28 protein-coding genes and 4 tRNA genes are annotated in these 26,925 nt (G+C 70.4%); 22 read left to right on the top strand and 10 right to left on the bottom strand.

What is annotated here, in order from left to right:
- Nucleotides 1–84 precede the first annotated feature (84 nt).
- Entirely contained in the window at nt 85–543 is a 459-nt protein-coding gene (locus AB0E67_RS05375) for an MscL family protein (protein ID WP_073785363.1), read from the top strand.
- Between the two features lie 276 nt (nt 544–819).
- Nucleotides 820–1,683 carry a zinc metalloprotease HtpX gene (gene htpX, locus AB0E67_RS05370; protein ID WP_362021117.1) on the top strand — a complete coding sequence of 288 codons (864 nt, stop codon included), beginning with the start codon at nt 820–822 and terminating at the stop codon, nt 1,681–1,683.
- A 93-nt stretch (nt 1,684–1,776) separates the two neighbouring features.
- On the opposite strand, the gene AB0E67_RS05365 is transcribed toward htpX, so the two are convergent.
- Nucleotides 1,777–2,178 (bottom strand): YccF domain-containing protein, encoded by a 402-nt coding sequence (locus tag AB0E67_RS05365; protein ID WP_362021114.1) that lies wholly within the window; start codon nt 2,176–2,178, stop codon nt 1,777–1,779.
- Nucleotides 2,179–2,291: 113 nt separating this feature from the next.
- Between AB0E67_RS05365 and AB0E67_RS05360 the strand changes: the two genes are divergently transcribed.
- On the top strand, nt 2,292–2,903 hold the full coding sequence (locus AB0E67_RS05360) for an SMI1/KNR4 family protein (protein WP_362021111.1): 612 nt from the start codon (nt 2,292–2,294) through the stop codon (nt 2,901–2,903).
- Nucleotides 2,904–2,948: 45 nt separating this feature from the next.
- On the opposite strand, the gene AB0E67_RS05355 is transcribed toward AB0E67_RS05360, so the two are convergent.
- The 4 genes from AB0E67_RS05355 to AB0E67_RS05340 form a co-directional block, all read right to left on the bottom strand.
- Nucleotides 2,949–3,614, bottom strand: coding sequence for an alpha-ketoglutarate-dependent dioxygenase AlkB (locus AB0E67_RS05355; RefSeq protein ID WP_362021108.1), 666 nt, complete (start codon nt 3,612–3,614; stop codon nt 2,949–2,951).
- Nucleotide 3,615: 1 nt separating this feature from the next.
- A complete protein-coding gene (locus tag AB0E67_RS05350; RefSeq protein WP_362021106.1) occupies nt 3,616–4,125 on the bottom strand; it encodes a methylated-DNA--[protein]-cysteine S-methyltransferase in 510 nt (169 codons plus the stop codon).
- A gap of 150 nt (nt 4,126–4,275) precedes the next feature.
- Nucleotides 4,276–4,938 (bottom strand): hypothetical protein, encoded by a 663-nt coding sequence (locus tag AB0E67_RS05345; RefSeq protein ID WP_362021103.1) that lies wholly within the window; start codon nt 4,936–4,938, stop codon nt 4,276–4,278.
- 182 nt (nt 4,939–5,120) lie between these two features.
- Entirely contained in the window at nt 5,121–5,609 is a 489-nt protein-coding gene (locus AB0E67_RS05340) for a YajQ family cyclic di-GMP-binding protein (RefSeq protein ID WP_362021097.1), read from the bottom strand.
- 217 nt (nt 5,610–5,826) lie between these two features.
- Here AB0E67_RS05340 and AB0E67_RS05335 point away from each other — a divergent pair.
- Both AB0E67_RS05335 and AB0E67_RS05330 read left to right on the top strand, forming a co-directional pair.
- A tRNA-Tyr gene (locus AB0E67_RS05335) sits at nt 5,827–5,908 on the top strand.
- A 91-nt stretch (nt 5,909–5,999) separates the two neighbouring features.
- Nucleotides 6,000–6,473, top strand: coding sequence for a DUF523 domain-containing protein (locus AB0E67_RS05330; RefSeq protein ID WP_362021094.1), 474 nt, complete (start codon nt 6,000–6,002; stop codon nt 6,471–6,473).
- 129 nt (nt 6,474–6,602) lie between these two features.
- On the opposite strand, the gene AB0E67_RS05325 is transcribed toward AB0E67_RS05330, so the two are convergent.
- Together AB0E67_RS05325 and AB0E67_RS05320 are read right to left on the bottom strand one after the other, a co-directional pair.
- The gene (locus AB0E67_RS05325; protein WP_362021092.1) at nt 6,603–7,259 is read right to left on the bottom strand and encodes an SDR family oxidoreductase; all 657 of its coding nucleotides are present in this window, start codon (nt 7,257–7,259) and stop codon (nt 6,603–6,605) included.
- Between the two features lie 34 nt (nt 7,260–7,293).
- Nucleotides 7,294–8,604, bottom strand: a complete 1,311-nt coding sequence (locus AB0E67_RS05320) for an amidohydrolase family protein (protein ID WP_362021089.1) — start codon at nt 8,602–8,604, stop codon at nt 7,294–7,296.
- A 498-nt stretch (nt 8,605–9,102) separates the two neighbouring features.
- On the opposite strand from AB0E67_RS05320, the gene AB0E67_RS05315 reads away from it, so the two are divergent.
- The 8 genes from AB0E67_RS05315 (at nt 9,103) to AB0E67_RS05280 (ending at nt 14,245) form a co-directional block, all read left to right on the top strand.
- Nucleotides 9,103–9,175 (top strand) — tRNA-Thr (locus AB0E67_RS05315).
- Nucleotides 9,176–9,220: 45 nt separating this feature from the next.
- A tRNA-Met gene (locus AB0E67_RS05310) sits at nt 9,221–9,293 on the top strand.
- An 88-nt stretch (nt 9,294–9,381) separates the two neighbouring features.
- Complete coding sequence (gene rpmG, locus AB0E67_RS05305) at nt 9,382–9,546, top strand: 50S ribosomal protein L33 (RefSeq protein WP_003956487.1); 165 nt, start codon at nt 9,382–9,384, stop codon at nt 9,544–9,546.
- Between the two features lie 104 nt (nt 9,547–9,650).
- Nucleotides 9,651–10,103: a MaoC family dehydratase N-terminal domain-containing protein gene (locus AB0E67_RS05300; RefSeq protein WP_362021086.1), complete on the top strand. Its 453-nt coding sequence runs from the start codon at nt 9,651–9,653 to the stop codon at nt 10,101–10,103.
- A complete protein-coding gene (locus AB0E67_RS05295; protein WP_362021084.1) occupies nt 10,103–10,531 on the top strand; it encodes a MaoC family dehydratase in 429 nt (142 codons plus the stop codon). The genes AB0E67_RS05300 and AB0E67_RS05295 overlap by 1 nt, the downstream gene beginning before the upstream one ends.
- 292 nt (nt 10,532–10,823) lie before the next feature.
- Nucleotides 10,824–11,381 carry a TetR/AcrR family transcriptional regulator gene (locus AB0E67_RS05290; RefSeq protein ID WP_362021488.1) on the top strand — a complete coding sequence of 186 codons (558 nt, stop codon included), beginning with the start codon at nt 10,824–10,826 and terminating at the stop codon, nt 11,379–11,381.
- Nucleotides 11,382–11,607: 226 nt separating this feature from the next.
- Entirely contained in the window at nt 11,608–13,050 is a 1,443-nt protein-coding gene (locus AB0E67_RS05285) for a DHA2 family efflux MFS transporter permease subunit (protein ID WP_362021081.1), read from the top strand.
- A gap of 139 nt (nt 13,051–13,189) precedes the next feature.
- Nucleotides 13,190–14,245 (top strand): UDP-N-acetylmuramate dehydrogenase, encoded by a 1,056-nt coding sequence (locus tag AB0E67_RS05280; RefSeq protein WP_362021079.1) that lies wholly within the window; start codon nt 13,190–13,192, stop codon nt 14,243–14,245.
- Between the two features lie 73 nt (nt 14,246–14,318).
- On the opposite strand, the gene AB0E67_RS05275 is transcribed toward AB0E67_RS05280, so the two are convergent.
- From AB0E67_RS05275 to AB0E67_RS05265, 3 genes are all read right to left on the bottom strand, one after another.
- Nucleotides 14,319–14,954 carry an NAD(P)H-binding protein gene (locus AB0E67_RS05275; protein ID WP_362021076.1) on the bottom strand — a complete coding sequence of 212 codons (636 nt, stop codon included), beginning with the start codon at nt 14,952–14,954 and terminating at the stop codon, nt 14,319–14,321.
- Nucleotides 14,955–15,041: 87 nt separating this feature from the next.
- Entirely contained in the window at nt 15,042–16,064 is a 1,023-nt protein-coding gene (locus AB0E67_RS05270) for an adenosine deaminase (protein WP_362021074.1), read from the bottom strand.
- Between the two features lie 121 nt (nt 16,065–16,185).
- On the bottom strand, nt 16,186–17,412 hold the full coding sequence (locus tag AB0E67_RS05265) for a pyridoxal phosphate-dependent aminotransferase (RefSeq protein ID WP_362021072.1): 1,227 nt from the start codon (nt 17,410–17,412) through the stop codon (nt 16,186–16,188).
- Between the two features lie 235 nt (nt 17,413–17,647).
- Between AB0E67_RS05265 and AB0E67_RS05260 the strand changes: the two genes are divergently transcribed.
- The 9 genes from AB0E67_RS05260 (at nt 17,648) to rpoB (ending at nt 26,890) form a co-directional block, all read left to right on the top strand.
- Nucleotides 17,648–17,720, top strand: a tRNA-Trp gene (locus AB0E67_RS05260).
- 106 nt (nt 17,721–17,826) lie between these two features.
- Nucleotides 17,827–18,114, top strand: a complete 288-nt coding sequence (gene secE / locus AB0E67_RS05255) for a preprotein translocase subunit SecE (protein WP_073786747.1) — start codon at nt 17,827–17,829, stop codon at nt 18,112–18,114.
- Between the two features lie 73 nt (nt 18,115–18,187).
- Nucleotides 18,188–19,039 carry a transcription termination/antitermination protein NusG gene (nusG, locus tag AB0E67_RS05250; protein WP_073786748.1) on the top strand — a complete coding sequence of 284 codons (852 nt, stop codon included), beginning with the start codon at nt 18,188–18,190 and terminating at the stop codon, nt 19,037–19,039.
- Nucleotides 19,040–19,215: 176 nt separating this feature from the next.
- Nucleotides 19,216–19,650: a 50S ribosomal protein L11 gene (gene rplK, locus AB0E67_RS05245; protein WP_073786749.1), complete on the top strand. Its 435-nt coding sequence runs from the start codon at nt 19,216–19,218 to the stop codon at nt 19,648–19,650.
- An 81-nt stretch (nt 19,651–19,731) separates the two neighbouring features.
- Nucleotides 19,732–20,454 (top strand): 50S ribosomal protein L1, encoded by a 723-nt coding sequence (rplA, locus tag AB0E67_RS05240; RefSeq protein ID WP_351521130.1) that lies wholly within the window; start codon nt 19,732–19,734, stop codon nt 20,452–20,454.
- A 179-nt stretch (nt 20,455–20,633) separates the two neighbouring features.
- Nucleotides 20,634–21,500, top strand: a complete 867-nt coding sequence (locus AB0E67_RS05235) for a hypothetical protein (protein ID WP_362021067.1) — start codon at nt 20,634–20,636, stop codon at nt 21,498–21,500.
- A gap of 274 nt (nt 21,501–21,774) precedes the next feature.
- Entirely contained in the window at nt 21,775–22,305 is a 531-nt protein-coding gene (gene rplJ / locus AB0E67_RS05230) for a 50S ribosomal protein L10 (protein WP_360112075.1), read from the top strand.
- Between the two features lie 110 nt (nt 22,306–22,415).
- Nucleotides 22,416–22,802 carry a 50S ribosomal protein L7/L12 gene (rplL, locus tag AB0E67_RS05225; protein ID WP_073786756.1) on the top strand — a complete coding sequence of 129 codons (387 nt, stop codon included), beginning with the start codon at nt 22,416–22,418 and terminating at the stop codon, nt 22,800–22,802.
- Nucleotides 22,803–23,404: 602 nt separating this feature from the next.
- The gene (rpoB, locus tag AB0E67_RS05220) at nt 23,405–26,890 is read left to right on the top strand and encodes a DNA-directed RNA polymerase subunit beta (protein WP_362021064.1); all 3,486 of its coding nucleotides are present in this window, start codon (nt 23,405–23,407) and stop codon (nt 26,888–26,890) included.
- Nucleotides 26,891–26,925 lie beyond the last annotated feature (35 nt).

Below are 26,925 nucleotides of genomic sequence, written 5' to 3'. Positions count from 1 at the left end.
GTTTGCCCGGGACGGTCCGCACAGGGCAAGGTCTAGGGCCGCACATCGCGACAACACACCCAGGTCCCAGAGGGAGCAAAAGCAGTGCTGAACGGGTTCAAGGACTTCATCCTGCGCGGAAACATCATCTCGATGGCCATCGGTCTGGCCGTCGGATCCGCGTTCACCGCCGTCGTCACCGGATTCAGCACCGCGTTCATCACCCCGCTGATCGGCCTCGCCACCGGTTCGGTCGGCGACTTCAGCTCCGCGGAGTTCGCGATCGAGGGCACGGTCTTCCCGTACGGGAAGTTCCTGGCCGCCGCCATCGCCTTCCTGATCACCGCCGCGGTGCTCTACTTCGGCGTCGTCGTGCCCATGGCGAAGGTCCAGAACCGTTTCTCCAAGGCCGACGAGAAGGTCGACATCAAGGCCGCCGTTCGCGACTGCCCGCGCTGCTACACCGAGATCCCGGCCATCGCCTCCCGCTGCGCCCACTGCACCAGCGAGATCGAGCCGGACCCCGAGGCCCTCGCGGTCGCCGGGTTCCCCGCCCAGCGCTGACCCGCCCGGACACGACTCCCGGACGCGGCACGGACCCCGCCCGGGAGCGCGGATCGGCACGGTACGGACACGGGTGACAAGGTGCGCACGGGCCCGCCACCCGTACGGCGCAGCGCCCGCCCGGACCGCGTGTCCCGTCCCGGCCCCGCCCCGCGGCGGCACGCACAAGGGAACTAGCTCACCTCGCCTGGCGTTGACCCGTACGGGAGGCTCCACTGGGGGAGTGGAGACCACCGAGCAAAGGGTTCCCCTGCCGCACCACTTGGAGGGCGTACCGTGCACCGCCGGCACAACGGGCTGAAGACCGCCGTACTTCTCGGCGGTCTCTCCGCGCTCATCATCGTCATCGGAAGCTTCTTCGGACGTACGGGCCTGATCGTCGCGCTCCTCGTGGCCGTCGGCACCAACGCCTACGCGTACTGGAACAGCGACAAGCTGGCGCTGAAGGCCATGCGCGCCCGCCCCGTGAGCGAGTTCGAGGCGCCGGGGCTGTACCGCATGGTCCGCGAGCTCTCGACGGCCGCCCGGCAGCCCATGCCCCGGCTCTACATCTCCCCGACCCAGGCCCCCAACGCCTTCGCCACCGGCCGAAACCCGCGCAACGCGGCGGTCTGCTGCACCGAGGGCATCCTTCAGATCCTCGACGAGAGAGAGCTGCGCGGCGTCCTCGGGCACGAGCTGAGCCATGTCTACAACCGCGACATCCTGATCTCGTCCGTCGCCGGGGCACTCGCCTCCGTCGTCATGTTCCTGGTCAACTTCGCCTGGCTGGTCCCGGTGGGCCGGTCCGACGACGACGAGGGCCCCGGCATTCTGGGCATGCTGCTGATCATGATCCTCGGCCCGCTCGCCGCCTCCGTCATCCAGCTGGCCGTGAGCCGCTCCCGCGAGTACGAGGCGGACGCCTCGGGTGCCCAGCTCACCGGCGACCCGCTGGCCCTCGCCGGTGCCCTGCGGAAGCTCGAAGCGGGGACGCAGCAGCTCCCGCTGCCTCCCGAGCCGAGGATCGAGACCGCGAGCCACATGATGATCGCGAACCCCTTCCGCCCCGGTCAGGGCATGTCCAAGCTGTTCTCGACGCACCCGCCGATGGCGGAGCGCATCGCCCGCCTGGAACAGATGGCGGGCCGCCGCCCGTGAGGCCGTCGGCCCCGCGCACCGGCCCCGGGACGCACGAGGCGCTCCGCGCGAACCGCCTCCGTTCCATCCCGGCTTCTGCCCCCGTCCGGACCGCTAGCGCGCCCCGAACCTCTCGTCGGTCGGGACCACCTCGCGCCCCAGCGGCATGAGGGAGATCGGGATCAGCTTCAGGTTCGCCCAGCCGAACGGGATGCCGATGATCGACACGAACAGCGGGATGCTGGTCAGCAGGTGCCCCAGCGCCAGCCACCACCCGGCGAAGACCAGCCAGATGACGTTGCCGACGAACGAGGGCGCCCCCGCGTCGGGCCGTTCCACGGTGGTCCGCCCGAACGGCCACAGGACGTAGCCCGCGATCCTCAGGGACGCGATGCCGAACGGGATCGTCACGATCAGCACGAAGCAGATGATCGCGGCCACCAGATATCCGAGGGCCATCCAGAACCCGCAGAACACCACCCACAGGACGTTCAGGATCAGTTGCAGCAGCTTCATGATTCCCAGCCTTCCACGTGTTTCGCCCGGCAGCGCCCTTCGCCGCCGGTCCCGGCCGACGGCCCGGACCACCGCTCCGGCCGATTGTCAGTGCCGTCACTCACCATGAACGCATGATGGACATCGAGCAGTTGCTGGCAGCCGTGGAGAAGACCGCGCGCACCGGGCCGCGCTGGGCGGCGCACCCCCTTCCGGCGCCCCTGTCCGCCGAGGGCGTCGAGCGGGCCGAGGCCGCCCTGGGCTTCCCTCTGCCGCCGCTGCTGACCGCGCTGTACACCCGGACGGCCAACGGCGGCTTCGGGCCCGCGTACGGCTTCCTGCCGCTGATCGGCGACCGGACGCCCGACGGGGAGGAGTCCGCCGTCGCGCAGTACCTCGCGCTGCGCCGGGACGACGCGGAGGAGGGGGCGTGGCCGTGGCCGGAGGGCGTGCTGCCGATATGCAGCCTGGGCTGTGGGATGTACTCCTGCGTGGACTGCCGCAGCGAGCGCACCACGGTCCTGCTCTTCGAGCCGAACGTCGGCGAGCCCGAGCTCGCCTGGTACGTGGACAAGCCCGATCTCGCCCAGTGGCTGCACGCCTGGCTGGACGGCACCGCGTGGCACTGCGAGGAGGCGGAGGACGAGGAAGCCGACATGGAGCCCTGGCCCGACTTCGGCGCGCGCATACGACCCGTGACCGCCGGCGCGGTGTCTGTCGGCGCCGGGAGAGCCGCTCGCCCCTGACGCTCCTCGGGCCGTCCGATTCTCGGGCCCTGCGGAACGCCCGGACTATCCGGAAGGGCCGAGGCCCGTCTCGCGCAGGGTCAGGTTGAGCCGGCCATGGCCCAGCCCCGACGCGGGATCGGCCGTCCCGGCGACGATCCTCGGTACGCCGTGGAAGGCGAAGCGCGACGGCCCGCCGAAGACGAACAGGTCGCCGGAGGCCAACTCCACGTCCGTGTAGGGCTTTCCCCGGTTCTCCGTGTTCCCGAAGCGGAAGACGCAGGTGGCGCCGATGCTGAGCGACACAACCGGGGCACCGGACCGTTCCTCCTTGTCCTGGTGCATGCCCATCCGCGCCGCTCCGTCGTAGAAGTTGACGAGGGCCGCGTCCGGCGCGTACGCCCGCGCGCGGCTCTCGTCCCCGTACGCCGCCACCAGTGCCTCCCGGCCCAGCTCCGCGAGCCGGTCGGGGAACGCGGCGACCCGCGCGCCGTTCACGTCGTCGGCCGTGCGCGAGTAGTGGTACGGCTGCCAGTGCCAGCCCAGGCAGACCGTCCGTACCGACATCACACCGCCGCCCGGCAGCACCGTGTGCCGCAGCGGCACCGGCCCTCGCGCCCACTCCCGGCAGGCGGCCACCAGCTCCCGCCGACGCGCGGGCGACAGCCACTCCGGCACGTGCACGGCCCCCGGCGCCACGACGGCCCGCGGTCTGGGAAAGAGCCCGGACATGTCAGCGCACCACCAGGGCGCCTTCCAGCCTCAGCAGCCGTTCCTTGCGTTCCACGCCGCCCGCGTAGCCGCGCAGGGCCCCGTCCGCGCCGATCACCCGATGGCACGGCCGCACGACCAGCAGCGGGTTGCGGCCGATCGCCGTGCCCACGGCCCGCACACCCGCCCCGGACGCCCCGACGCGCTCGGCGACCTGCCCGTACGACACGGTCTCCCCGTACGGGAGGGTGTCGAGCGCGGCCCACACCCGGCGCTGGAAGTCCGTGCCCGCGCCGTCGGCGTACACGATGTCGAAACGGGTCAGCCGCCCCGCGAAGTACTCCCGCAGCTGTGCGGCGATCCCCTCGAAGGCGTCCGGCGCGCGGACCCAGTCGGCCCGGACGACCGCGGCGCCCTTCTGTCCGGGCAGGGAGAGCGAGGCGAGCGCGACCCCTCCGGCCGCGTCGGCGGTCTCCTCGCCGACCAGCAGCAGTTCACCCAGCGGGCTGTCGACCGTCGCGTACATGGTCATGGCTCGTCCTCTCCGCGCCTGTCGTGCCGGGGGCGACAGGATCATCGTCCGGCACTCACCAGTCTGCGTCCGCGGCCGCACCGCGACCGGCGGTATTCGGACATCGCGCCGGAACGATGTCGTCGCTTGTCACCCGTCACCCGCCGTCTGTCACGCATCCGCAGGGGCGGCTTCGACGGCTTCGACGGCGTCGGTGGTGGCACCGGGGAACGGGAGCGGCCGAAGGGCACAGGCCCTGATCCGCTCCGCGAGCTCCCCGTAGCCGACGGGCTCGCCGCAGAGCCTCCGTACGGAGGCCAGGCCCAGACTGGCCTGCCCCGTGGCCTCCACGCGAGCCCGGGAGGCGACGTGGAAGCACCACTGGCCGACGTCGAGCGGGTCGTACGCGGCGTGGGTGCGCGCGGTGTGGAGTGCGAAGACGTAGACGTCCGCGTTGTAGGACTGCTCCGCGGCATCGCCGTCCTCGGGCGTCCGGATCCGCCCGCGCAGCCGGGAGAAACGGATCTCCGACAGTCGGCGCTGCCCCCACGCCTGGAGGTAGGCACTGGTCTTGACCTCGATCTTCAGCCCGTCCGGTGCCAGGACGTCGAAGCTCTCCCACTCCGCGTTGCGCTGCTCGGCGCCGACCGCGCGGTGGACCAGGAACTCCGCGAGCAGGCCCCGGGTCGTGTTGGTCCGCAGATCGGGCATCGCGTAGCGCCAGAAGTCCAGCACCGTCCCGGCATCCGCGCTCCGGAAAACCTCACCGCCCGCGAGCGGCGTCGGTTCGGCCGGGGTGTGCCGGCCGTCGGGGGTGGTGGACTCGGAGAACATCCCCCCAGCGTGGCATGCGGCCGGGGCGCGACGCGGCCGAACGGCCGGACAGCGACGGTCGGGGAGGGCGTGCCGGGGGCGGCGTCCGGAGTTCTCCGTGCCGCCCCGACGCGCCCTCCCCGACCGGGAAACAGACGCCCCGCCCTTCGGGCGGACGACGCTACTTTCGGAACACGCCCTAGCTAGCGGTAGTTCGCGAACTGGATCGCGAAGTCGAGGTCCTTGCCCTTCAGCAGGGCCTGGACGGCCTGGAGGTCGTCCCGGCTCTTCGAGCTGACCCGCAGCTCGTCGCCCTGGACCTGAGCCTTGACGCCCTTCGGGCCCTCGTCGCGGATGATCTTCGCCACCTTCTTCGCGTTCTCCTGGGAGATGCCCTCCTGGATCGAGGCGGTGATCTTGTACTCCTTGCCGGACAACTGCGGCTCGCCCGCGTCCAGCGCCTTGAGTGAGATCCCGCGCTTGATCAGCTTGGACTGGAAGATGTCGAGGATCGCCTTGACCCGCTCCTCGCCGTTCGCCGACATCAGGATCTTCTCGCCGGACCAGGCGATCGAGGCGTCGGTGCCCTTGAAGTCGTAACGCTGCGAGATTTCCTTGGCGGCCTGGTTGAGGGCGTTGTCGACCTCCTGCCGCTCGACCTTCGAGACGATGTCGAAACTGGAGTCGGCCATGACGTGTGGCTCCTTGGATCGGGGGTGCTGGGAAACGGGGTACGTACGGGGGCGGTCGCGGGCCTCCCGGCCCCGCCCCGCCGGTCAAAGCCTAGCCATCCGGACCCGATCGAGCCGCTGGTCAATCCGGTGGCGGAGCACCCCCGGGCATCGGGTATCGTTTACGTCGTTGCCAGGGAGCACCGCCGAAAAGCGGTTCTCGACGGTGACGATCCCAGGCGGTGTGCCCGAGCGGCCAAAGGGAGCAGACTGTAAATCTGCCGGCTCAGCCTTCCCAGGTTCGAATCCTGGCGCCGCCACAGGAAAGGGCCCCTGTTCACAAGACAGGGGCCTTCTTCGTTTCCTTGGCCCGTCGGCCTGTGCGGCGGGCCCGCTGCCGAGGTCGTGAGCATGGAACCCGTATCCGCACCCGCACCCGCACCCGTACTGGTCAGCGCCTGTCTGCGCGGTGTGCCGTGCCGCTTCGACGGCCGGGGCAAGGCGTCCGACGCGGTGACCGAGGCCATCGGGGACCGTCGGGCGGTGTCCTTCTGCCCGGAGGTGGCAGCCGGACTGTCCACCCCGCGCCGCCCCGCGGAGATCGTCGGCGGCGACGGGCACGACGTGCTGGAGGGCCGCGCCCGCGTCGTCGACGACACCGGGCACGACGTGACACGGGAGTTCGTGGACGGCGCGGAACGCGCGCTGGAGGTCGCGCGCGGGGCCGGGTGCGCCGAGGCGCTGCTGATGAGCCGCAGCCCCTCCTGCGGGCGCGGCACGGTCTACGACGGCACGTTCACGGGCCGGCTCCGCGAGGGCGACGGCGTCACCGCCGCGCTGCTGGAGCGCCACGGCATCACGGTCCGCCCGGCCCCGCGCGACTGAGGGCGCCCGCCGGTCCGCGTGGCCCGGAGCGCTGTACGCGGGCGCCGCCGGCCCGCGTGCCCCCGGGCGCCGCACGCGGTTCTCGTCGATGCCACGGACGGCGGCGGGGTCGGCCGGGGCAGCCGGGGGTCAGTTGCCCGCCACGTCCTTGACCGCGACCGCCACCGGCACGTTCCCCGAGACGAGCTCCAGCGTCAGCCCCGCCGTCGCTGGGGTCTCCAGCAGCTCCAGCAGCGCCGCCGCCACGTCGTCGCGCGGCACCGGTCCGCGGCCGGTCGAGACGGCCAGACGGACCAGCCCCGTGCCCGCGTCGTTCGTCAGCATGCCGGGGCGCAGGATCGTCCAGTCCAGCGCGGTCCTGGAGTGCACGTACGCGTCCGCGGCTCCCTTCGCCCGCAGGTACGCGTCGAAGACCTCGTCGCCCGGGTGATCGGGATCGGCACCCATCGACGAGACCACGACCAGGCGCCGTACGCCCGCCCGTTCGGCCGCGTCCGCGAGCAGCACCGCCGCGCCGCGGTCCACCGTCTCCTTGCGCGGCGCGCCGCTGTCCGGGCCCGCGCCGGCCGCGAAGACCGCCGCGTCGGCGCCGCGCAGTACCGCCGCCACGTCGTCCACGGAGGCCGACTCCAGGTCCAGGACGACCGGTTCGGCGCCCGCCGCCCGGAGGTCCGCGCTCTGTTCCGGATCACGGATGACGCCGACCGCCTCGTACCCGCGCGCGGCGAGCAGCCGCTCCAGCCGCAGCGCGATCTGACCATGTCCACCTGCGATGACAATGCGCATGTTCCCGACCGTACGCCGCTGCGGGCCGCCGTGCTCAGGGCCCGCCGAACGGATCCGGCCGACCCTGGCGCGGCAGGCCGAGGGCGACGACGGTCTCCGAGTCGCAGTACTCGCGCACGGCGCTCGTCCGCGCCACCACCCGGCCGCGGTGCACCACGATCCGGCTGTACGCGAGCGACAGCACGCCCGAGAGCTGTTCCCCGCGCACGGCGAGCAGTTCGGCCGGGAACCCCGCCTCGATCCGGACCTCGGGCAGGCCCATCGCCTTCCGGGCGGCCGAGGAGACCGCCCGGTACGCCTCGTCGGGCCGCAGTCCGCTCTGCGAGGACAGCAGATAGGCGGCCTCCAGCGGGTCCCCGCGGCCCACCGGGTTCGTGACGTCCCGCAGCGCGCCGCTGCCCGCCGCGATCCGTACCCCGGCCGCGCGCAACAGCCCCACGGGCGCGGTGCCCCGGCCCTCCACCCCGCAGCAGCCGCCCTGGGGGAGGCAGATCACCGTCACCCCGGCCGCGGCGAGCTGGTCTGCGGCCCGGGTCGCGGACTGCGAGGGGAGCCGGGCCAGACCGGCGCACGGGCCGACGGAGACACCGGACCGCACCCCGCCCGCCACGGCGGCCAGCCGTCCGAGCCGGGCCGGGTCGTCACCGTCCGTGTGCAGGTCGACGGGGCAGCCGTGCTCGGCGGCGATCTCCAGCACGGCCTCCGCGTAGCCCGCCGGGTCGGGGTCGAGGTCGGGACAGCCGCCGACCGCGCACGCCCCCATCTTCACCGCGTCGCGCAGCATGGCCAGGTTGTCGGAGCCCGCGACGCCGGTGAGCAGCCGGGGCACGGCGACCGGCGCGAGTTCGACGAGGCCGCGCAGCGAGTCCCGGGCGCGCAGGACGGCGTCGAGCGAGGCGAGGCCCTGGACCGAGCCGATCCGTACGTGCGCGCGCAGCGCGGTGGCGCCGTGGCCGAGCTGCAGCAGCGCGGCCTCGGTTGCCCGGCGCTGGATGTCCTGGGGCCGGTGCGAGACGGGGCCCGGGATGCCGGGGCCCGTGCCGTCGGCGGTGAGTGCGGTGTCGCTGTGGGCGTGGGGTTCGACGGGGGCCGGGAGCAGCAGATGGCCGCGCAGGTCCACCCGGGCGCCGGGGACGGCCAGGCTGCCCGCGGTGCCGACGGCCTCGATACGGCCGCCGCCGAGCCGTACGTCCACGACGCGGCCGTCGGTGAGGCGGGCGCCGCAGAGCACCAGGGGGTTCGTCTCGGCGGTCGTGGCGGTGTCGGGGCCGTCGGTCGTGTCGGCCGGGTCGTCGGCGTGGTCGTCGGCGTGGTCGTCGGACGGCCGCGGATGGCTCTCGGGCATCGCGCTCCTGGAACGGGAAGTCCCTGGCAGGGGGTGCGAGGGGTGCAAGGGCTGGGAGGGGGGAGAAGAGGCGACTGGAAAGCGCGGAAGATCACGCAGAGTGAGTCGAGCCTAGGGGCGTGTTCGGTCCGGTTCGAGGAGGAGCGAAATAGTCGTACCGGTGTGGCTCCGGGGACGTACGGGCCGAGGAGGGTGTCCGGGGCAGCGTCGGCTTACCGGGGCGAGCCCGAGGGAACGCCGTGGCCCACGGGGCGGGTGACGACCCTGTCGGGGCCGCGGAAGAACCGGTCGGCGCCGCCGGGAACGGGGTGGTGGTGGCCGCGGGTGCGTGCGCGCCGGGGCGGAACGGCCGTGGCCCGTGTGGCGGCCGAGGCGCTGTTCAGGCGGCCGGGAAGCGGGGGCGGGGCGGATGACGGGCGGGCGGACCGGGCGCTCGGAGCGGGGCGCTCAAACCGATTTGGGCAACCGGCGACCGAGCGTGTAATGTCTTCCTCGCTCGCCCCAATAGCTCAGTCGGTAGAGCGTCTCCATGGTAAGGAGAAGGTCTGCGGTTCGATTCCGCATTGGGGCTCTGGTGATCGGGAATCCCCGCTTCGGCGGGGGGACCTGTCATCAAAGCGGTGTAGCTCAGTCGGTAGAGCAAGCGGCTCATAATCGCTGTGTCACCGGTTCAAGTCCGGTCACCGCTACTCACGGTAGCCGATTGCGGGGTCGGTCCTTCGATCGGCTACTCTTTTTTGCGTTCATCCGTCCATCCGTCCGTCAAGGAGCACTCACGTGGCTGCCACCGACGTCCGCCCGAAGATCACGCTGGCCTGCGTGGAGTGCAAGGAGCGGAACTACATCACCAAGAAGAACCGGCGTAACAACCCGGACCGTCTTGAGATGAAGAAGCACTGCCCGCGCTGCAACTCCCACACCGCGCACCGCGAAACGCGCTGAATCAGGCTCGTACACGAGGCCGTCCCCGATGGGGGCGGCCTCGTGTCGTTGTATGGGGCTGTTGTTTCGGCCTTTTTCATCTTTCATCAGGAGGTAGCGAGCTCATGGCGCTCGACCAGTCCTTCGTGGGGCGGACCTATCCGCCCACCCCGCCGTACGAGGTCGGCCGCGAGAAGATCCGCGAGTTCGCCGAGGCGGTGGGCGATGCCAATCCGGTGTACGTCGACCCCGAGGCCGCCAAGGCGCTCGGCCACAGCGACGTGATCGCGCCGCCGACGTTCGTCTTCTCGATCACCTTCAAGGCCGCCGGGCAGGTGGTGCAGGATCCGCAGCTGGGCCTGGACTACAGCCGTGTGGTGCACGGCGACCAGAAGTTCGCCTACATGCGTCCCGTGCGGGCGGGGGACCGGCTGACGGTCACCTCGACGATCGAGGGCATCAAGTCCCTGGCGGGCAACGACGTCCTGGACATCCGCGGCGAGGTCCACGACGCGTCCGGTGAACGCGTGGTGACCGCGTGGACGAAGCTGGTGGCGCGCGCCGCCGAGGAGGCGTGATGACGGCGAGGATCGGATACGGGTCGGTCGAGGTCGGTACGGAACTGCCCGCGCAGTCCTTCCCGGTGACCCGGGCGACGCTGGTCCAGTACGCGGGCGCCTCCGGGGACTTCAACCCGATCCACTGGAACGAGAAGTTCGCCCGCGAGGTCGGACTGCCGGACGTGATCGCGCACGGCATGTTCACCATGGCCGAGGCGATCCGCGTGGTCACGGACTGGGTGGGCGACCCGGGCGCGGTCGTCGAGTACGGGGTCCGGTTCACCAAGCCGGTCGTCGTGCCGAACGACGACGAGGGCGCCCTGATCGAGGTCGGCGCCAAGGTGGCCGCCCTGCTCGACGACAAGCGGGTGCGGGTGGACCTGACGGCCATGAGCGAGGGCAAGAAGGTGCTGGGCATGGCCCGGGCCGTGGTGCAGCTCGCCTGAGACGGCGAGCGGGCCCGCGAACGCGGGTATCCGCGGGCGCGGGCGGGCGAGCGCGCGAGGGGCACCGTCCTGGGGCGGTGCCCCTCGCCGCGTCCGCTCCCGCCGCGTCCCGCCCCTCCCGCCGCGTTCAGGCCGACCCGGGCCGAGGCAGACCCCGGCAGAGGTCGGCCCGGGCAGAGGTCGGCCCGCGCGAGGTCCCGGGGCGTGGCGCCCCGGCTTCCCCACGAGGGGGCCGGGGGTGATCCGCTTGACCAAGTTAGTGATTGCATACTAACTTCATGGCATGGCAAGGATGAGTGCGGAAGAACGGCGCGAGAGCGTCATCCGCGCGGCGATCACCGAATTCGCCCGCGGCGGCTACGACGCCACCTCCACGGAGGCGATCGCCAGGCGTGTCGGCGTCTCGCAGCCGTATCTCTTCCGCCTCTTCCCCAACAAGCAGGCCATGTTCCTCGCCGCCGCCGAGCGCTGCATCTCGGACACGAGGAAGGTGTTCACCGACGCGGCCGAGGGGCTGGAGGGCGACGCGGCGGTCACGGCGATGGCCGGCGCGTATCAGCGCCTCATCGTCGACGATCCCGAGAAGCTCCGGATGCAGATGCAGATGTACGCCGCCATGGTGAGCGCGGGGGACCGGGAGTTCGGCGAGGTCCTGCGCGCCGCGTGGCTGCGGATGTGGGACGACGTCCATCTCGCCCTCGGTGCCGACATCGAGGAGACGACCGTCTTCTTCGCGTACGGAATGCTCATCAACACCCTGACCTCGCTCGGCTTCCCGCCCGAGCACCGGGTATGGGCCGGGTTCTACGACCCGGCCAAGCCGGGATGCGTGCCCGGGCCCTCGAACTGAAACCATCCGCCGATCCGTTCCGCTGGTCCGTGCCGGCCCTTGGGGCGGTACGACACCGGTCTTCCGGACAGTCCGCCCCGGGCCACGCCTGATCCCGTCGGCGACCGGCGACCGTCCGGCCCGACCCGGTTCCATCCGGTCCGACCTGGCTCCGTCCGGTCTTCCGTCCGGCTTTCTGTCCAAGCAAGTTAGTAATTGATAACTAATCCTTAGGGGGAGCAGAGCAGTGAACCAGCCAGTGTCGGGCCGCTCGGGAGCGGTCTGGACCCTCGTCATCACCAGCGTCGCCGCCTTCATGGCGGCCCTCGACAACCTCGTCGTCACCACCGCCCTGCCCTCCATCCGGAAGAGCCTCGGCGGCGAACTCGCCGAGCTCGAATGGACGGTCAACGCCTACACCCTCACCTTCGCGGTCCTGCTCATGCTCGGAGCGGCCCTGGGCGACAGGTTCGGACGCCGTCGGCTCTTCCTCGTCGGGCTCGCCGTCTTCACCGGCGCCTCCGCCGCGGCCGCCCTCTCGTCGGGGATCGGCGAGCTGATCGCCTTCCGGGCCGTGCAGGGCCTCGGTGCGGCGATCATGATGCCGCTGACGCTCACCCTCCTCACGGCCGCCGTGCCGCCCGCCCGCCGGGGTGCCGCGCTCGGCATCTTCGGCGCCGTCTCCGGACTGGCCGTGGCCGGCGGTCCGCTGATCGGCGGCAGCCTCACCGAGCACCTGTCCTGGCAGTGGATCTTCTGGCTGAACGTTCCGGTCGGCCTGCTCCTGATGCCGCTCGCCCGGCTGCGGCTGACGGAGTCGTACGCGCCCGGCGCACGGCTCGACGTTCCCGGAACGCTCCTGGTCAGCGGCGGCCTCTTCGGTCTCGTCCATGGCCTGGTCAACGCCAACGAGGACGGCTGGACCAGCCCCACCGTCCTCGGCTCGCTGCTCGCCGGTGCCGTGCTCGTCGGCGCGTTCGTCGTTCACGGCTTCCGCGCGAAGCACCCGATGCTGCCCATGCGGCTGTTCCGCAGCCGCGCGTTCTTCGGGATCAACGCGGCCGGTCTGCTGATGTTCCTCGGCATGTTCGGGGCGATCTTCCTGCTCAGCCAGTACCTCCAGGCCGTGCTGGGTTACTCGCCCACCGAGGCGGGCCTGCGGATGCTGCCCTGGACCGGGATGCCGATGCTGGTCGCGCCGATCGCGGGGATGCTCTCCGACCGGTTCGGCGGGCGTCCGGTGGTCGTCACCGGGCTCGCCCTCCAGGCGGCCGGCCTGGCCCTCTTCGCCCTGGTCCTCGAACCCGACGCCTCGTACGCCGCGCAGTTGCCCGGCCTGATCGTCAGTGGCGTCGGCATGGCCCTGTACTTCGCGCCCGCCGCCGGGCTCGTGATGTCCAGCGTCCGTCCCGCCGAGCAGGGCATCGCCTCCGGCACCAACAACGCGCTGCGCGAGGTCGGCGGGGCCCTCGGCGTCGCCGTGCTCGCCACGGTCTTCTCCTCGCGCGGCGGTTACGAGTCGGCGCGCGCCTTCACGGACGGCACCGTCCCGGCGGTGTGGATCGGCGCCGGCGCGGTGGCGCTGGCCGCCCTCGTCGCGCTGCTGATCCCGGGGCGCGGCGAGGCCCCGGCCCCTGAGACCGCGGCGGCCGACGACGCGGCGGGGGAGCGCGTCCCCGCCGCCGTCTGAGCGCGGCCCTCGCGTCCCTCCGGGCCCCCGGCCCCGACCGCCCCGGTCCGCGGCCCCGCCCGAGCGGTGGGGCCGCGGACCGGGCGCGCCCGGAGACGCGCGCCCGGGCCGTCCACGGGCGGACCGTACTCTTGTCCCCGTGCAGGAACTCCACGACGCCTCCCTCGCCCCGCTGACCACCTTCCGTCTCGGTGGTCCCGCCTCCCGCCTCCTCACGGCGACGACCGACGCCGAGGTGATCGAGGCCGTGCGCGAGGCCGACGACACCGGCACTCCGCTCCTCGTCATCGGCGGCGGCAGCAACCTGGTCATCGGCGACAAGGGCTTCGACGGCACCGCCCTGCGCATCGCGACCCAGGGCTTCGCCCTGGACGGCACGGCGCTGGAGCTGGCTGCCGGGGAGATCTGGACGGACGCGGTCGCCCGCACCGTCGAAGCCGGTCTCGCGGGCATCGAGTGCCTGGCCGGCATCCCGGGCTCCGCCGGGGCGACGCCGATCCAGAACGTCGGCGCCTACGGCCAGGAGGTGGCCTCCACGATCACGGAGGTCGTGGCCTACGACCGGCAGGCCCGTGAAACGGTCATCCTCTCCAACGCCGAATGCGCGTTCTCGTACCGGCACAGCCGCTTCAAGGCCCAACCCGACCGCTTCGTGGTGCTCCGTGTCCGTTTCGAGCTGGAGGACGCGGGCGGCCTGTCCGCGCCCCTGAAGTACGCCGAGACGGCCCGCGCCATGGGTGTCGAACAGGGCGAGCGCGTACCCGCCTCCGCCGCCCGCGACACCGTGCTCAAGCTCCGCGCGGGCAAGGGCATGGTGCTGGACCCCGAGGACCACGACTCCTGGTCGGCCGGTTCCTTCTTCACCAACCCGATCCTGGAGGCGGCCCAGTACGAGGCGTTCCTCGTCCGCGTCCGGGACCGGCTCGGCCCCGACGTGACGCCCCCCGCCTTCCCCGCGGGCGAGGGACGCGTCAAGACCTCCGCGGCCTGGCTCATCGACAGGGCCGGTTTCACCAAGGGCTACGGCACCGGACCGGCCCGCATCTCCACCAAGCACACCCTCGCGCTCACCAACCGGGGCGGCGCCACCACCGAGGACCTCCTCGCGCTCGCCCGCGAGGTCGTCGCCGGGGTCCACGAGGCGTTCGGCGTCACGCTCGTCAACGAACCCGTCACGGTCGGCGTGAGCCTGTAGGACGCGTACGGCGGACGTGCGGGGCGCCGGACGGTACGCCGGGCCCGGGCACAGTCCCCGGCGCGCCGGGGACTCAGTACGCCACGCCCACGCCCCGCCGCACCGCGGCCGGGTCGTCGACCAGCGCCAGCATCGCGTGGGCCACATCGGCCCGTGAGATGGTCCGGCCGCCGCGCGGACCGCCGCCGACGACCGTCCGGTACGTGCCCGTCAGCGGGCCGTCGGTGAGCTTCGGCGGCCGTACCGACGTCCAGTCCGTGTCGCTCTCGGCCAGCGCGGCCTCCATGCGCGTCAGGTCCGCGTAGACCTCCCTGAGGACCGCTCCCACCACCTTGCGGATCAGCCGGTCCACCAGCGGGTCGTCGGACGGGCGCGGGCCGACCGGGGCCGCGCTGACCACGACCAGCCGCCGCGTCCCCTCGGCCTCCATCGCCCGCAGCACGGACCGGGTCAGCCGTTCCGCCACGCCGTCGGCCCTCCGCCCGCGCGAGCCGAGTCCGGAGAGCACCGCGTCCCGGTCCGCCACCACCTCGCGCAGCGCCTCCGGATCCTCCAGCCGCGCCACCGTGCGGACGCTCACCCCGGGAGGCGGTACGGGCAGCCGCGCCGGATCGCGCACCACCGCCGTCACCTCGTGGCCCGCCGCCACCGCCTGGCGGACGATCTCCCGGCCGACACCGCCCGTCGCACCGAACACCGTGATCCTCATGACGCACCTCCCCGGGGAGTGAACACTCGCTCGCGCGCATCCGCGAGCCGGGCGCGCGGCCGGACGGATCCGCGCGGCGCCCGCGGTTCAGCCGACGGGCTCCGCCAGCCAGTCGTCGATGCCCGTCAGCAGCTCCGTGCGCACCGGGGCCGGCGCGGCGGAGCCGCGTACCGACTGCCGGGCCAGCTCCGCCAGTTCCTCGTCGGTGAACGCGTGATGGTGCCGTACGAGGTCGTACTGGGCGGCCAGCCGGGAGCCGAAGAGCAGCGGGTCGTCCGCGCCCAGCGCCATCGGCACCCCGGCGTCGAACAAAGTGCGCAGGGGGACATCGGCGGGCTTCTCGTAGACGCCCAGCGCCACGTTCGACGCCGGGCACACCTCGCAGGTCACCCCGCTCTCCGCCAGCCGGCGCAGCAGCCGGGGGTCCTCGGCGGCCCGGACACCGTGCCCGATCCGGGAGGCGTCCAGGTCGTCCAGGCAGTCCCGCACGCTGGCGGGGCCCGACAGCTCGCCGCCGTGCGGGGCGGCCAGCAGACCGCCGTCCCGGGCGATGGCGAAGGCCCGGTCGAAGTCCCGGGCCATGCCCCGGCGCTCGTCGTTGGAGAGCCCGAAGCCGACCACGCCCCGGTCCGCGTACCGCACCGCGAGCCTGGCCAGCGTCCGGGCGTCCAACGGGTGCTTCATCCGGTTCGCCGCGATCACCACCCGGATCGGCAGACCGGTCTCGCGCGAGGCGGCGTCCACCGCGTCCAGGATGATCTCGATCGCCGGGATCAGTCCGCCCAGCAGCGGGGCGTACGAGGTGGGGTCGACCTGTATCTCCAGCCAGCCGGAACCGTCGACGACGTCCTCCTGGGCCGTCTCGCGCACCAGCCGCTGGATGTCCTCGGGGGCCCTCAGGCAGGAGCGGGCGATGTCGTAGAGCCGCTGGAAGCGGAACCAGCCCCGTTCGTCCGTGGCCCGCAGCCGGGGCGGTTCTCCACCGGTCAGGGCCTCGGGCAGGCGCACGCCGTACTTGTCGGCGAGTTCGAGCAGGGTCGTGGGCCGCATCGACCCGGTGAAATGCAGGTGCAGGTGGGCCTTGGGCAACAGCCGTACATCACGCTCCATCCCAGGATCTTGCCGCACGCGCGGGGTCCGGCGGTAGCCGCTTTGCCAATCAGGGGTTGCGTACGAACAAACAAGCGACCCCCGGCCGGGGCCGAGGGTCGGTGACGGAATTCCGGCGCCGCTACGCCTTGGCCTCCGCCAGGAGCTTCTGGAGCCGCGAGACGCCCTCGACGAGGTCGTCGTCGCCCAGGGCGTACGAGAGGCGCAGGTAACCCGGCGTGCCGAACGCCTCGCCGGGTACGACCGCGACCTCGGCCTCGTCCAGGATGAGCGCCGCCAGCTCGACCGAGGTGGCCGGGCGCCTGCCGCGGATCTCCTTGCCGAGCAGCCCCTTCACCGAGGGGTACGCGTAGAACGCGCCCTCGGGCTCCGGGCACAGCACGCCGTCGATCTCGTCGAGCATCCGGACGATGGTCCGGCGGCGCCGGTCGAAGGCGGTGCGCATCTCGGCGACCGCGTCCAGGTCCCCGGAGACGGCGGCCAGCGCGGCCACCTGGGCGACGTTGGAGACGTTGGACGTGGCGTGCGACTGGAGGTTGGTCGCGGCCTTGACGACGTCCTTCGGGCCGATGAGCCAGCCCACCCGCCAGCCGGTCATCGCGTACGTCTTGGCGACGCCGTTGACCACGACGCACTTGTCGCGCAGCTCGGGCACGATCGCCGGCAGCGAGGTGAACTTCGCGTCGCCGTAGACCAGGTGCTCGTAGATCTCGTCGGTCAGCACCCACAGGCCGTGCTCGACGGCCCAGCGGCCGATCGCCTCGGCCTCGGCCTCGGCGTACACGGCGCCGGTCGGGTTGGAGGGCGAGACGAAGAGGACCACCTTGGTCTTCTCCGTGCGGGCCGCCTCCAGCTGCTCCACGGAGACCCGGTAGCCGGTGGTCTCGTCGGCCACGACCTCCACCGGGACGCCGCCGGCCAGCCGGATCGACTCGGGGTAGGTGGTCCAGTACGGGGCCGGGACGATGACCTCGTCGCCCGGGTCGAGGATCGCGGCGAACGCCTCGTAGATGGCCTGCTTGCCGCCGTTGGTCACGAGGATCTGGGAGGCGTCGACCTCGTAGCCGGAGTCGCGCAGCGTCTTCTCCGCGATCGCGGCCTTGAGCTCGGGGAGCCCGCCCGCCGGGGTGTAGCGGTGGTACTTCGGGTTGCGGCAGGCCTCGACGGCCGCCTCGACGATGTAGCCGGGGGTCGGGAAGTCGGGCTCGCCGGCGCCGAAGCCGATCACCGGGCGGCCGGCGGCCTTGAGGGCCTTGGCCTTGGCGTCGACGGCGAGGGTGGCGGACTCGGAGATCGCGCCGACGCGCGCGGAGACCCGGCGCTCGGACGGAGAGGTTGCAGCGCTCATGGCCTCCATGGTCCCAGACCGCCGGGCCCGGCGGCGCGAGGGTTTCGGGGAGCGGACAGGATCCCGAGGGCATCCGCACGGCCCGCGCACGACATGCGGCGGGGGAGGCCGCGAGCTATCTGTTCGACGCCGGGCCGCCGAACACGTACACTCACCTGTCGTTGGCCTTCACCGGCCGAATCGCTTCCCCTCCCGGAGCACCCGGGAAGATGCGGTAGGTTGGTGGAAACCACAAAGGGTCGTAGCTCAATTGGTAGAGCACTGGTCTCCAAAACCAGCGGTTGGGGGTTCAAGTCCCTCCGGCCCTGCTACACACTCCTTCGCCAGGAAGTGTGCGCATGTACGTACTTCAATGCACCGCCGTGCGGCTCCACCGGGCGCGGCACGGCCACGACCCGGAATCAGGTGAGAAGCGTGACGGACGCCGTGGGCTCCATCGACATGCCTGATGCCGAGGATGAAGTACCCGAGTCGAAGAAGAAGACCCGGAAGGGCGGCAAGCGCGGAAAGAAGGGCCCCCTGGGGCGCCTCGCGCTGTTCTACCGCCAGATCATCGCCGAGTTGCGCAAGGTCGTCTGGCCGACTCGTTCCCAGTTGACGACGTACACCACTGTGGTGATCGCTTTCGTCGTCGTCATGATCGGCCTCGTGACCGTGATTGACTTCGGATTCCAGCGGGTCATCAAGTACGTCTTCGGCTGATCCCGCGGAGGGCGCCTCATGGGCGCCCCTTTCGCATGTTCCACCCATATGTAGCCAGGAAGAAGCAGCCACCGTGTCTGACCCGAACCTGAACGACGCCGTCGAGCCGACGGCGGGCGCCTTCGAGTCCGCCGAGGACGAGCTCGACATCGTCGAGGCGGCGGACGCCGAGGAGCCGGACCAGGCCGAAGCTGCCGACGCCGCCGCAGGGGAGCCTGCCGAGCAGGCCGCCCTGCACATCGAGGACGACGCCGCAGCCGACGCGGATTCCGACGACGACGAGAGCGATGCCGAGGAGGCCGCTCCGGTCGACCCCGTCGCAGCCCTGCGCGAGGAACTCCGCGGCCTGCCCGGCGAGTGGTACGTCATCCACACGTACGCCGGTTACGAGAAGCGCGTGAAGGCCAACCTGGAGCAGCGCGCCGTCTCGCTGAACGTCGAGGACTTCATCTACCAGGCCGAGGTGCCCGAGGAAGAGATCGTCCAGATCAAGAACGGCGAGCGCAAGAACGTCCGCCAGAACAAGCTCCCGGGCTACGTCCTGGTCCGCATGGACCTGACGAACGAGTCCTGGGGCGTCGTACGCAACACCCCCGGTGTCACCGGCTTCGTGGGCAACGCCTACGACCCGTACCCGCTGACCCTGGACGAGATCGTCAAGATGCTCGCCCCGGAGGCGGAGGAGAAGGCCGCCCGCGAGGCAGCGGAGGCCGAGGGCAAGCCGGCGCCGGCCCGCAAGGTCGAGGTGCAGGTGCTCGACTTCGAGGTGGGCGACTCGGTCACCGTCACCGACGGCCCGTTCGCCACGCTCCAGGCGACGATCAACGAGATCAACGCCGACTCGAAGAAGGTCAAGGGTCTCGTCGAGATCTTCGGTCGCGAGACCCCGGTCGAGCTCAGCTTCGACCAGATCCAGAAGAACTGACGGTCTTCCGCGGATTTCTGGACGCACGCCTACCGAGCAGGTCGGGCCGGTTTCGTCGCCGGTCTGACCTGCTCGGTTTTTGGTCGCGCAGCCATACCCGTTATCGTTGCGCGGTATGCCTCCATCCGGATGACCGGATGGTGGCGGAACACTCTCACTAGGACCCGGAGAGAGCAATGCCTCCCAAGAAGAAGAAGGTCACGGGGCTTATCAAGCTCCAGATCAACGCCGGTGCGGCCAACCCGGCCCCGCCGGTCGGCCCCGCGCTCGGCCAGCACGGCGTCAACATCATGGAGTTCTGCAAGGCCTACAACGCCGCGACCGAGTCGCAGCGTGGCATGGTCGTGCCGGTGGAGATCACGGTCTACGAGGACCGTTCCTTCACCTTCGTCACCAAGACTCCGCCGGCCGCGAAGCTGATCCTCAAGGCCGCGGGTGTGGAGAAGGGCTCCGGCGAGCCGCACAAGACCAAGGTCGCCAAGCTGACGGCCGCCCAGGTCCGCGAGATCGCCACGACGAAGCTCCCCGACCTGAACGCCAACGACCTCGACGCCGCGTCGAAGATCATCGAAGGCACCGCCCGTTCCATGGGCATCACGGTCGAAGGCTGACCCAGCCCCTTTCGTACGCAGTGGTAGGGCCGAGCGCTGGCCCGCACCACGACTCCACACCCTGAGAACACAGGAGCAGAAGTGAAGCGCAGCAAGAACCTCCGCGCTGCGGACGCCAAGGTCGACCGGTCGCGCAACTACGCGCCGCTCGAGGCCGTCCGTCTCGCCAAGGAGACCGCCTCCACCAAGTTCGACGGCACCGTCGAGGTCGCCCTTCGCCTGGGCGTCGACCCGCGCAAGGCCGATCAGATGGTCCGCGGCACCGTGAACCTCCCGCACGGCACCGGCAAGACCGCCCGGGTCCTGGTCTTCGCGACCGGTGACCGTGCTGCGGCCGCGGAAGCCGCGGGCGCCGACATCGTCGGCGCCGACGAGCTCATCGACGAGGTGTCGAAGGGCCGTCTGGACTTCGACGCCGTCGTCGCCACCCCGGACCTCATGGGCAAGGTCGGCCGCCTCGGCCGCGTGCTCGGTCCGCGTGGTCTGATGCCGAACCCGAAGACCGGCACCGTCACCCCCGACGTCGCCAAGGCCGTCACCGACATCAAGGGCGGCAAGATCGAGTTCCGTGTCGACAAGCACGCGAACCTCCACTTCATCATCGGCAAGGTCTCCTTCGACGAGACCAAGCTGGTGGAGAACTACGGTGCGGCGCTGGAGGAGGTCCTCCGTCTGAAGCCGTCCGCCGCCAAGGGCCGCTACATCAAGAAGGCCACCCTGGCCACCACGATGGGCCCCGGCATCCCGCTGGACGCCAACCGCACCCGCAACCTCCTCGTCGAGGAGGACCCGGCCGCCGTCTGAGCCCCCGCGCTCGGCCGTACGCCGCGTCACGTGTGACATCGACGGGCCCCGCAACCTTTTCAGGTGCGGGGCCCGTCCCCGTATCCGTACGCACGAGATGTCCGTACGCATGAGCGGGCTGTGTCAGACCTGTGCGTTAGCGTGAGGGTCCGAGAGTCGAACGAGGGGTGGAAACGGTCATGAGGACCAGTACTGCGCGACGGGTGGGCCTGGCGGTGGCGGTGGCGGCGGCGCTGACGTCCGTCACGTCCTGCAGCGGTGCCGAGAAGTTCGACCCGATCGCCGCGCTGCGTCAGGTGCAGAAGAAGACGGGTGGGGTCAACTCGGCGAAGGTCGAGGGAACCACCGAGATGGGCACCCTCATGTCCATGAAGCAGACCGGCGTCGTCGACTGGTCCGACGGTCTGACGGGCACCATGCAGATCACCTACACCGGCGGCAGCATGGCGGACGCCATGAAGCAGAGCGGTGGCAGCGGCGCGATGGAGGCCCGCTACTACAAGGACGGCTACGCCGTGAACATGGGCGACGGCTTCGCCCAGCAGTCCGGCGGCAAGCGCTGGATCAGCTACGACTACGCCGACCTCGCCAAGCTCGCGGGCGCCTCCGGCGAGGCGATGAAGCAGCAGATGCAGAACGCCACGCCCAACCAGGGCGTGCAGTCCCTGCTGGCCTCCGGCGACGTGAAGAAGGTCGGCGAGGAGGACGTGCGCGGGGTCCGCACCACGCACTACGCCGGCACCCTCGACGTCGCCGGGCTGACCGAGAAGAACTCCGCCCTCGACGCCGCCCAGCTCACCGAGCTGAAGAAGCAGCTGGACGAGGTAGGGATAACCACGGAGCAGGTCGACATCTGGGTCGACGAGAACGACCTGCTGGTCAAGAAGACCGAGCGCGCCAAGATGAAGACCGGCGAGATGAACTCGACCGTCTACTACAGCGACTACGGCACGAAGGTCTCCGTGGAGAAGCCGTCGGCCGGCGACACGGTCAAGTTCACCGACCTCATGAAACAGCAGCAGAAGACCGGCGCCCCCACCGGCTGAGGCCGCGTGCCGTCGCGGGAGCGGACGGATTTGCCCGACGCGACACCGGTCGCGTATTCTCACACAGAAGCCAAAGACCGCTGGTCGTCGCCGTGCCCTCGTAGAAGGGAACGGCGACCGAAGGATCCGTCGAGTACGGGCGACCCGCGCAGGTGACTGTGGAGAGCTCCCGGATTCCTTTCGGTCGAGCTACGCCCTGGCGCCTGCGCCGGGGCGTTCGTCTTTCCCGGCCCCTTCTGAGCGGTCCTCATCACCCGGAAGGAGGCCGACGCTCATGGCAAGGCCCGACAAGGCTGCCGCGGTAGCCGAGCTGACGGACCAGTTCCGCAGCTCGAACGCCGCCGTGCTGACCGAGTACCGGGGTCTCACCGTGGCCCAGCTCAAGCAGCTGCGCCGTTCGCTCGGTGAGAACGCCCAGTACGCCGTGGTGAAGAACACGCTGACCAAGATTGCGGCCAACGAGGCCGGGATCGACTCGCTCGACGACCTTTTCGCGGGTCCGACGGCGGTTGCCTTCATCACCGGTGACCCGGTGGAGTCGGCGAAGGGTCTTCGTGACTTCGCCAAGGACAACCCCAACCTCGTCATCAAGGGCGGTGTCCTTGACGGCAAGGCGCTGTCCGCCGATGAGATCAAGAAGCTCGCGGACCTCGAGTCCCGCGAGGTTCTGCTCAGCAAGCTGGCCGGTGCCTTCAAGGGCAAGCAGTCCCAGGCTGCCTCGCTCTTCCAGGCTCTGCCGTCGAAGCTCGTCCGCACCGTGGACGCGCTGCGCGCCAAGCAGGCCGAGCAGGGCGGTGCCGAGTAATTCGGCTCGCGCAGTGATCGCGGCTCCGGTGGAGCGGCGATCGTAGCGGGCCTGTACGCCCGCCTCACATGTACATCCGGCACCAGCCGAATTAGTGGAAGGACGCCATCATGGCGAAGCTCAGCCAGGAAGACCTGCTCGCGCAGTTCGAGGAGATGACCCTCATCGAGCTCTCCGAGTTCGTGAAGGCCTTCGAGGAGAAGTTCGACGTCACCGCCGCTGCCGCCGTGGCCGCCGTCGCCGCCCCGGGCGCCCCGGGTGCCCCGGCCGAGGCCGCCGAGGAGAAGGACGAGTTCGACGTCATCCTCACCGGCGCCGGCGACAAGAAGATCCAGGTCATCAAGGTCGTGCGTGAGCTGACCTCGCTGGGTCTGAAGGAGGCCAAGGACCTCGTCGACGGCACCCCGAAGCCGGTCCTCGAGAAGGTCAACAAGGAGGCCGCCGACAAGGCCGCCGAGGCCCTCAAGGGCGCGGGCGCCGCTGTCGAGGTCAAGTGATCTCAGGAGTCGGCCGACTCCTTCCGCCGCCCGTGCCGTACGGCACGGAGGTCGCGTGACGAAGGGCGATCACCCATCGGGGTGGTCGCCCTTCGGCGTACCCGGGGCCGCTGCCTTGCTCTTCCTGCGGCGACGAGTATGGTGATCATCGCCGTTGCCTCTCGGGGGACGGCCGTCCGGCGTCGGCTGCTGCCGGGGCGCGGCCCCTGGCAGGGGGCCTTGACGAACCGGACGCGGCGCGCGATTCTCAGGACGCGTCAGCACATCGATCCGAATCCGAGGCATGGATCGTGGCCGAAGTGGGCAGTAAAGAAGAGCGCAGCACGCGCAGGACCAATAGGTGTTGAGAACAACTGGTGCGAGCAACGTGGGTCTCTGAGAACCCTCACTGGACATCAGTGTGCCGTTTGGCTACACTGTCCCTTTGCGCTGCCTGTTAGCTGCCCCCTGCCCGTCACCAGGGGCATGCCCACGCTTGAGCACCGACGATCACACGTCTCTGACCTGGCCTTTTCCGGCCGGAGCCAGGAACCGACCGTCGCGGCGTCCAGCTTGGGACCGGTACGCGCGTAGTGAGTCCGAGCCCTCGGAAGGACCCCCTCTTGGCCGCCTCGCGCAACGCCTCGACCGCGAATACGAACAACGGTGCCAGCACCGCCCCGCTGCGCATCTCCTTTGCAAAGATCAAGGAGCCCCTCGAGGTTCCGAACCTCCTCGCGCTGCAGACCGAGAGCTTCGACTGGCTCCTCGGCAATGCCGCCTGGAAGGCTCGCGTCGAGGCTGCTCTGGACAGTGGACAAGACGTCCCCACCAAGTCCGGACTGGAGGAAATCTTCGAGGAGATCTCCCCGATCGAGGACTTCTCCGGGTCGATGTCGCTCACGTTCCGCGACCACCGCTTCGAGCCCCCGAAGAACTCGATCGACGAGTGCAAGGAGCGCGACTTCACGTACGCCGCCCCGCTCTTCGTCACGGCGGAGTTCACCAACAACGAGACCGGTGAGATCAAGTCCCAGACGGTCTTCATGGGCGACTTCCCGCTCATGACGAACAAGGGCACCTTCGTCATCAACGGCACCGAGCGTGTCGTCGTGTCGCAGCTGGTCCGTTCGCCGGGTGTCTACTTCGACTCCTCCATCGACAAGACGTCCGACAAGGACATCTTCTCCGCCAAGATCATCCCGTCCCGGGGTGCCTGGCTGGAGATGGAGATCGACAAGCGCGACATGGTCGGTGTCCGTATCGACCGCAAGCGCAAGCAGTCCGTCACCGTCCTGCTGAAGGCGCTCGGCTGGACCACCGAGCAGATCCTGCAGGAGTTCGGCGAGTACGAGTCCATGCGCGCCACCCTGGAGAAGGACCACACCCAGGGCCAGGACGACGCGCTGCTCGACATCTACCGCAAGCTCCGTCCGGGCGAGCCGCCGACGCGCGAGGCCGCCCAGACGCTGCTGGAGAACCTCTACTTCAACCCGAAGCGCTACGACCTCGCGAAGGTCGGCCGCTACAAGGTCAACAAGAAGCTCGGCGCCGACGAGCCGCTGGACGCCGGCGTGCTCACCACCGACGACGTCATCGCGACCATCAAGTACCTGGTCAAGCTGCACGCCGGTGAGACCGAGACGGTCGGCGAGTCCGGCCGCACGATCGTCGTCGAGACCGACGACATCGACCACTTCGGCAACCGCCGCCTGCGCAACGTCGGCGAGCTCATCCAGAACCAGGTCCGTACGGGTCTCGCCCGTATGGAGCGCGTCGTGCGGGAGCGCATGACGACCCAGGACGTCGAGGCGATCACGCCCCAGACCCTGATCAACATCCGGCCGGTCGTCGCCTCCATCAAGGAGTTCTTCGGCACCAGCCAGCTGTCCCAGTTCATGGACCAGAACAACCCGCTGTCCGGGCTGACGCACAAGCGTCGTCTGTCCGCGCTCGGCCCGGGTGGTCTCTCCCGTGAGCGGGCCGGCTTCGAGGTCCGTGACGTGCACCCGTCCCACTACGGACGCATGTGCCCGATCGAGACCCCCGAAGGCCCGAACATCGGTCTGATCGGTTCGCTCGCCTCGTACGGCCGCGTCAACGCGTTCGGCTTCATCGAGACGCCGTACCGCAAGGTCGTCGACGGCCAGGTCACCGACGAGGTCGACTACATCACCGCCGACGAGGAGGACCGCTTCGTCATCGCCCAGGCGAACGCGCCCCTCTCCGAGGAGCTGCGCTTCGTCGAGCCCCGCGTCCTGGTCCGCCGCCGCGGCGGCGAGGTCGACTACGTGTCCGCCGCGGACGTCGACTACATGGACGTCTCCCCGCGCCAGATGGTGTCCGTCGCCACCGCGATGATCCCCTTCCTGGAGCACGACGACGCCAACCGCGCCCTCATGGGGGCGAACATGATGCGGCAGGCGGTGCCGCTGATCAAGTCCGAGGCGCCGCTCGTCGGCACCGGCATGGAGTACCGCTGCGCCACCGACGCCGGTGACGTGCTGAAGGCCGAGAAGGACGGTGTGGTCCAGGAGGTCTCCGCGGACTACATCACCGTGACGAACGACGACGGCACGTACACCACGTACCGCATCGCCAAGTTCATGCGCTCCAACCAGGGCACCTCGGTCAACCAGAAGGTCATCGTCTCCGAGGGCGACCGGGTCGTCGCCGACCAGGTCCTCGCCGACGGTCCGGCCACCGAGAACGGCGAGATGGCCCTGGGCAAGAACCTGCTCGTGGCGTTCATGCCGTGGGAGGGTCACAACTACGAGGACGCGATCATCCTGTCGCAGCGCCTCGTGCAGGACGACGTCCTCTCCTCGATCCACATCGAGGAGCACGAGGTCGACGCCCGTGACACCAAGCTCGGCCCCGAGGAGATCACCCGGGACATCCCGAACGTCTCCGAGGAGGTCCTCGCCGACCTCGACGAGCGCGGCATCATCCGCATCGGTGCCGAGGTCGTCGCCGGTGACATCCTCGTCGGCAAGGTCACGCCCAAGGGCGAGACCGAGCTGACCCCCGAGGAGCGCCTGCTCCGCGCGATCTTCGGTGAGAAGGCGCGCGAGGTCCGCGACACCTCGCTGAAGGTCCCGCACGGCGAGATCGGCAAGGTCATCGGCGTCCGCGTCTTCGACCGCGAGGAGGGCGACGAGCTGCCGCCCGGCGTGAACCAGCTGGTCCGCGTCTACGTCGCGCAGAAGCGCAAGATCACCGACGGTGACAAGCTCGCCGGCCGTCACGGCAACAAGGGCGTCATCTCGAAGATCCTGCCGATCGAGGACATGCCGTTCCTGGAGGACGGCACCCCCGTCGACATCATCCTCAACCCGCTGGGTGTCCCGTCCCGAATGAACCCGGGACAGGTCCTGGAGATCCACCTCGGCTGGCTCGCCAGCCGCGGCTGGGACGTCTCCGGCCTCGCCGACGACTGGGCCAAGCGCCTCCAGACGATCGGCGCCGACCAGGTCGCCCCCGGCACCAATGTCGCCACCCCCGTCTTCGACGGTGCGCGCGAGGACGAGATCTCCGGTCTCTTCGAGGCCACGATCCCGAACCGCGACGGCGACCGCCTGGTGCAGCCCTCCGGCAAGGCCAAGCTGTTCGACGGCCGCTCCGGCGAGCCGTTCCCGGACCCGGTCTCGGTCGGCTACATGTACATCCTCAAGCTGCACCACCTCGTCGACGACAAGCTGCACGCGCGTTCGACGGGTCCGTACTCGATGATCACGCAGCAGCCGCTGGGTGGTAAGGCGCAGTTCGGTGGTCAGCGCTTCGGTGAGATGGAGGTGTGGGCCCTTGAGGCATACGGCGCCGCATACGCCCTCCAGGAGCTCCTGACGATCAAGTCCGACGACGTGACCGGTCGCGTGAAGGTCTACGAGGCCATCGTCAAGGGCGAGAACATCCCCGAGCCCGGCATCCCCGAGTCCTTCAAGGTGCTCATCAAGGAAATGCAGTCGCTCTGCCTCAACGTGGAGGTGCTGTCCTCGGACGGCATGTCCATCGAGATGCGCGACACGGACGAGGACGTCTTCCGCGCGGCGGAGGAGCTCGGTATCGACCTGTCCCGGCGCGAGCCGAGCAGCGTCGAAGAGGTCTGACGGGTTGGCCGGCCGGATCCTCGTGATCCGGCCGG

Origin of the sequence: Streptomyces sp. NPDC032161 (genome assembly GCF_040636995.1) — a bacterium.
Lineage (GTDB): Bacteria > Actinomycetota > Actinomycetes > Streptomycetales > Streptomycetaceae > Streptomyces.
The sequence above is the reverse complement of the archived record's forward strand: the minus strand, read 5'-3'. Positions and strand labels throughout refer to the sequence as shown.

What these genes read in the sequence shown, in the direction of transcription:
- AB0E67_RS05290 (WP_362021488.1), top strand. Translation starts at nt 10,824, where the DNA reads ATGAGTGCGGAAGAACGGCGCGAGAGCGTCATCCGCGCGGCGATCACC.
- AB0E67_RS05365 (WP_362021114.1), bottom strand. Translation starts at nt 2,178, where the DNA reads ATGAAGCTGCTGCAACTGATCCTGAACGTCCTGTGGGTGGTGTTCTGC.
- AB0E67_RS05355 (WP_362021108.1), bottom strand. Translation starts at nt 3,614, where the DNA reads ATGTCCGGGCTCTTTCCCAGACCGCGGGCCGTCGTGGCGCCGGGGGCC.
- AB0E67_RS05275 (WP_362021076.1), bottom strand. Translation starts at nt 14,954, where the DNA reads ATGAGGATCACGGTGTTCGGTGCGACGGGCGGTGTCGGCCGGGAGATC.
- AB0E67_RS05350 (WP_362021106.1), bottom strand. Translation starts at nt 4,125, where the DNA reads ATGACCATGTACGCGACGGTCGACAGCCCGCTGGGTGAACTGCTGCTG.
- rplL (WP_073786756.1), top strand. Translation starts at nt 22,416, where the DNA reads ATGGCGAAGCTCAGCCAGGAAGACCTGCTCGCGCAGTTCGAGGAGATG.
- AB0E67_RS05270 (WP_362021074.1), bottom strand. Translation starts at nt 16,064, where the DNA reads ATGGAGCGTGATGTACGGCTGTTGCCCAAGGCCCACCTGCACCTGCAT.
- AB0E67_RS05300 (WP_362021086.1), top strand. Translation starts at nt 9,651, where the DNA reads ATGGCGCTCGACCAGTCCTTCGTGGGGCGGACCTATCCGCCCACCCCG.
- AB0E67_RS05295 (WP_362021084.1), top strand. Translation starts at nt 10,103, where the DNA reads ATGACGGCGAGGATCGGATACGGGTCGGTCGAGGTCGGTACGGAACTG.
- AB0E67_RS05265 (WP_362021072.1), bottom strand. Translation starts at nt 17,412, where the DNA reads ATGAGCGCTGCAACCTCTCCGTCCGAGCGCCGGGTCTCCGCGCGCGTC.
- AB0E67_RS05340 (WP_362021097.1), bottom strand. Translation starts at nt 5,609, where the DNA reads ATGGCCGACTCCAGTTTCGACATCGTCTCGAAGGTCGAGCGGCAGGAG.
- AB0E67_RS05320 (WP_362021089.1), bottom strand. Translation starts at nt 8,604, where the DNA reads ATGCCCGAGAGCCATCCGCGGCCGTCCGACGACCACGCCGACGACCAC.
- AB0E67_RS05360 (WP_362021111.1), top strand. Translation starts at nt 2,292, where the DNA reads ATGATGGACATCGAGCAGTTGCTGGCAGCCGTGGAGAAGACCGCGCGC.
- AB0E67_RS05325 (WP_362021092.1), bottom strand. Translation starts at nt 7,259, where the DNA reads ATGCGCATTGTCATCGCAGGTGGACATGGTCAGATCGCGCTGCGGCTG.
- rplK (WP_073786749.1), top strand. Translation starts at nt 19,216, where the DNA reads ATGCCTCCCAAGAAGAAGAAGGTCACGGGGCTTATCAAGCTCCAGATC.
- AB0E67_RS05345 (WP_362021103.1), bottom strand. Translation starts at nt 4,938, where the DNA reads ATGTTCTCCGAGTCCACCACCCCCGACGGCCGGCACACCCCGGCCGAA.
- AB0E67_RS05235 (WP_362021067.1), top strand. Translation starts at nt 20,634, where the DNA reads ATGAGGACCAGTACTGCGCGACGGGTGGGCCTGGCGGTGGCGGTGGCG.
- rplJ (WP_360112075.1), top strand. Translation starts at nt 21,775, where the DNA reads ATGGCAAGGCCCGACAAGGCTGCCGCGGTAGCCGAGCTGACGGACCAG.
- AB0E67_RS05330 (WP_362021094.1), top strand. Translation starts at nt 6,000, where the DNA reads ATGGAACCCGTATCCGCACCCGCACCCGCACCCGTACTGGTCAGCGCC.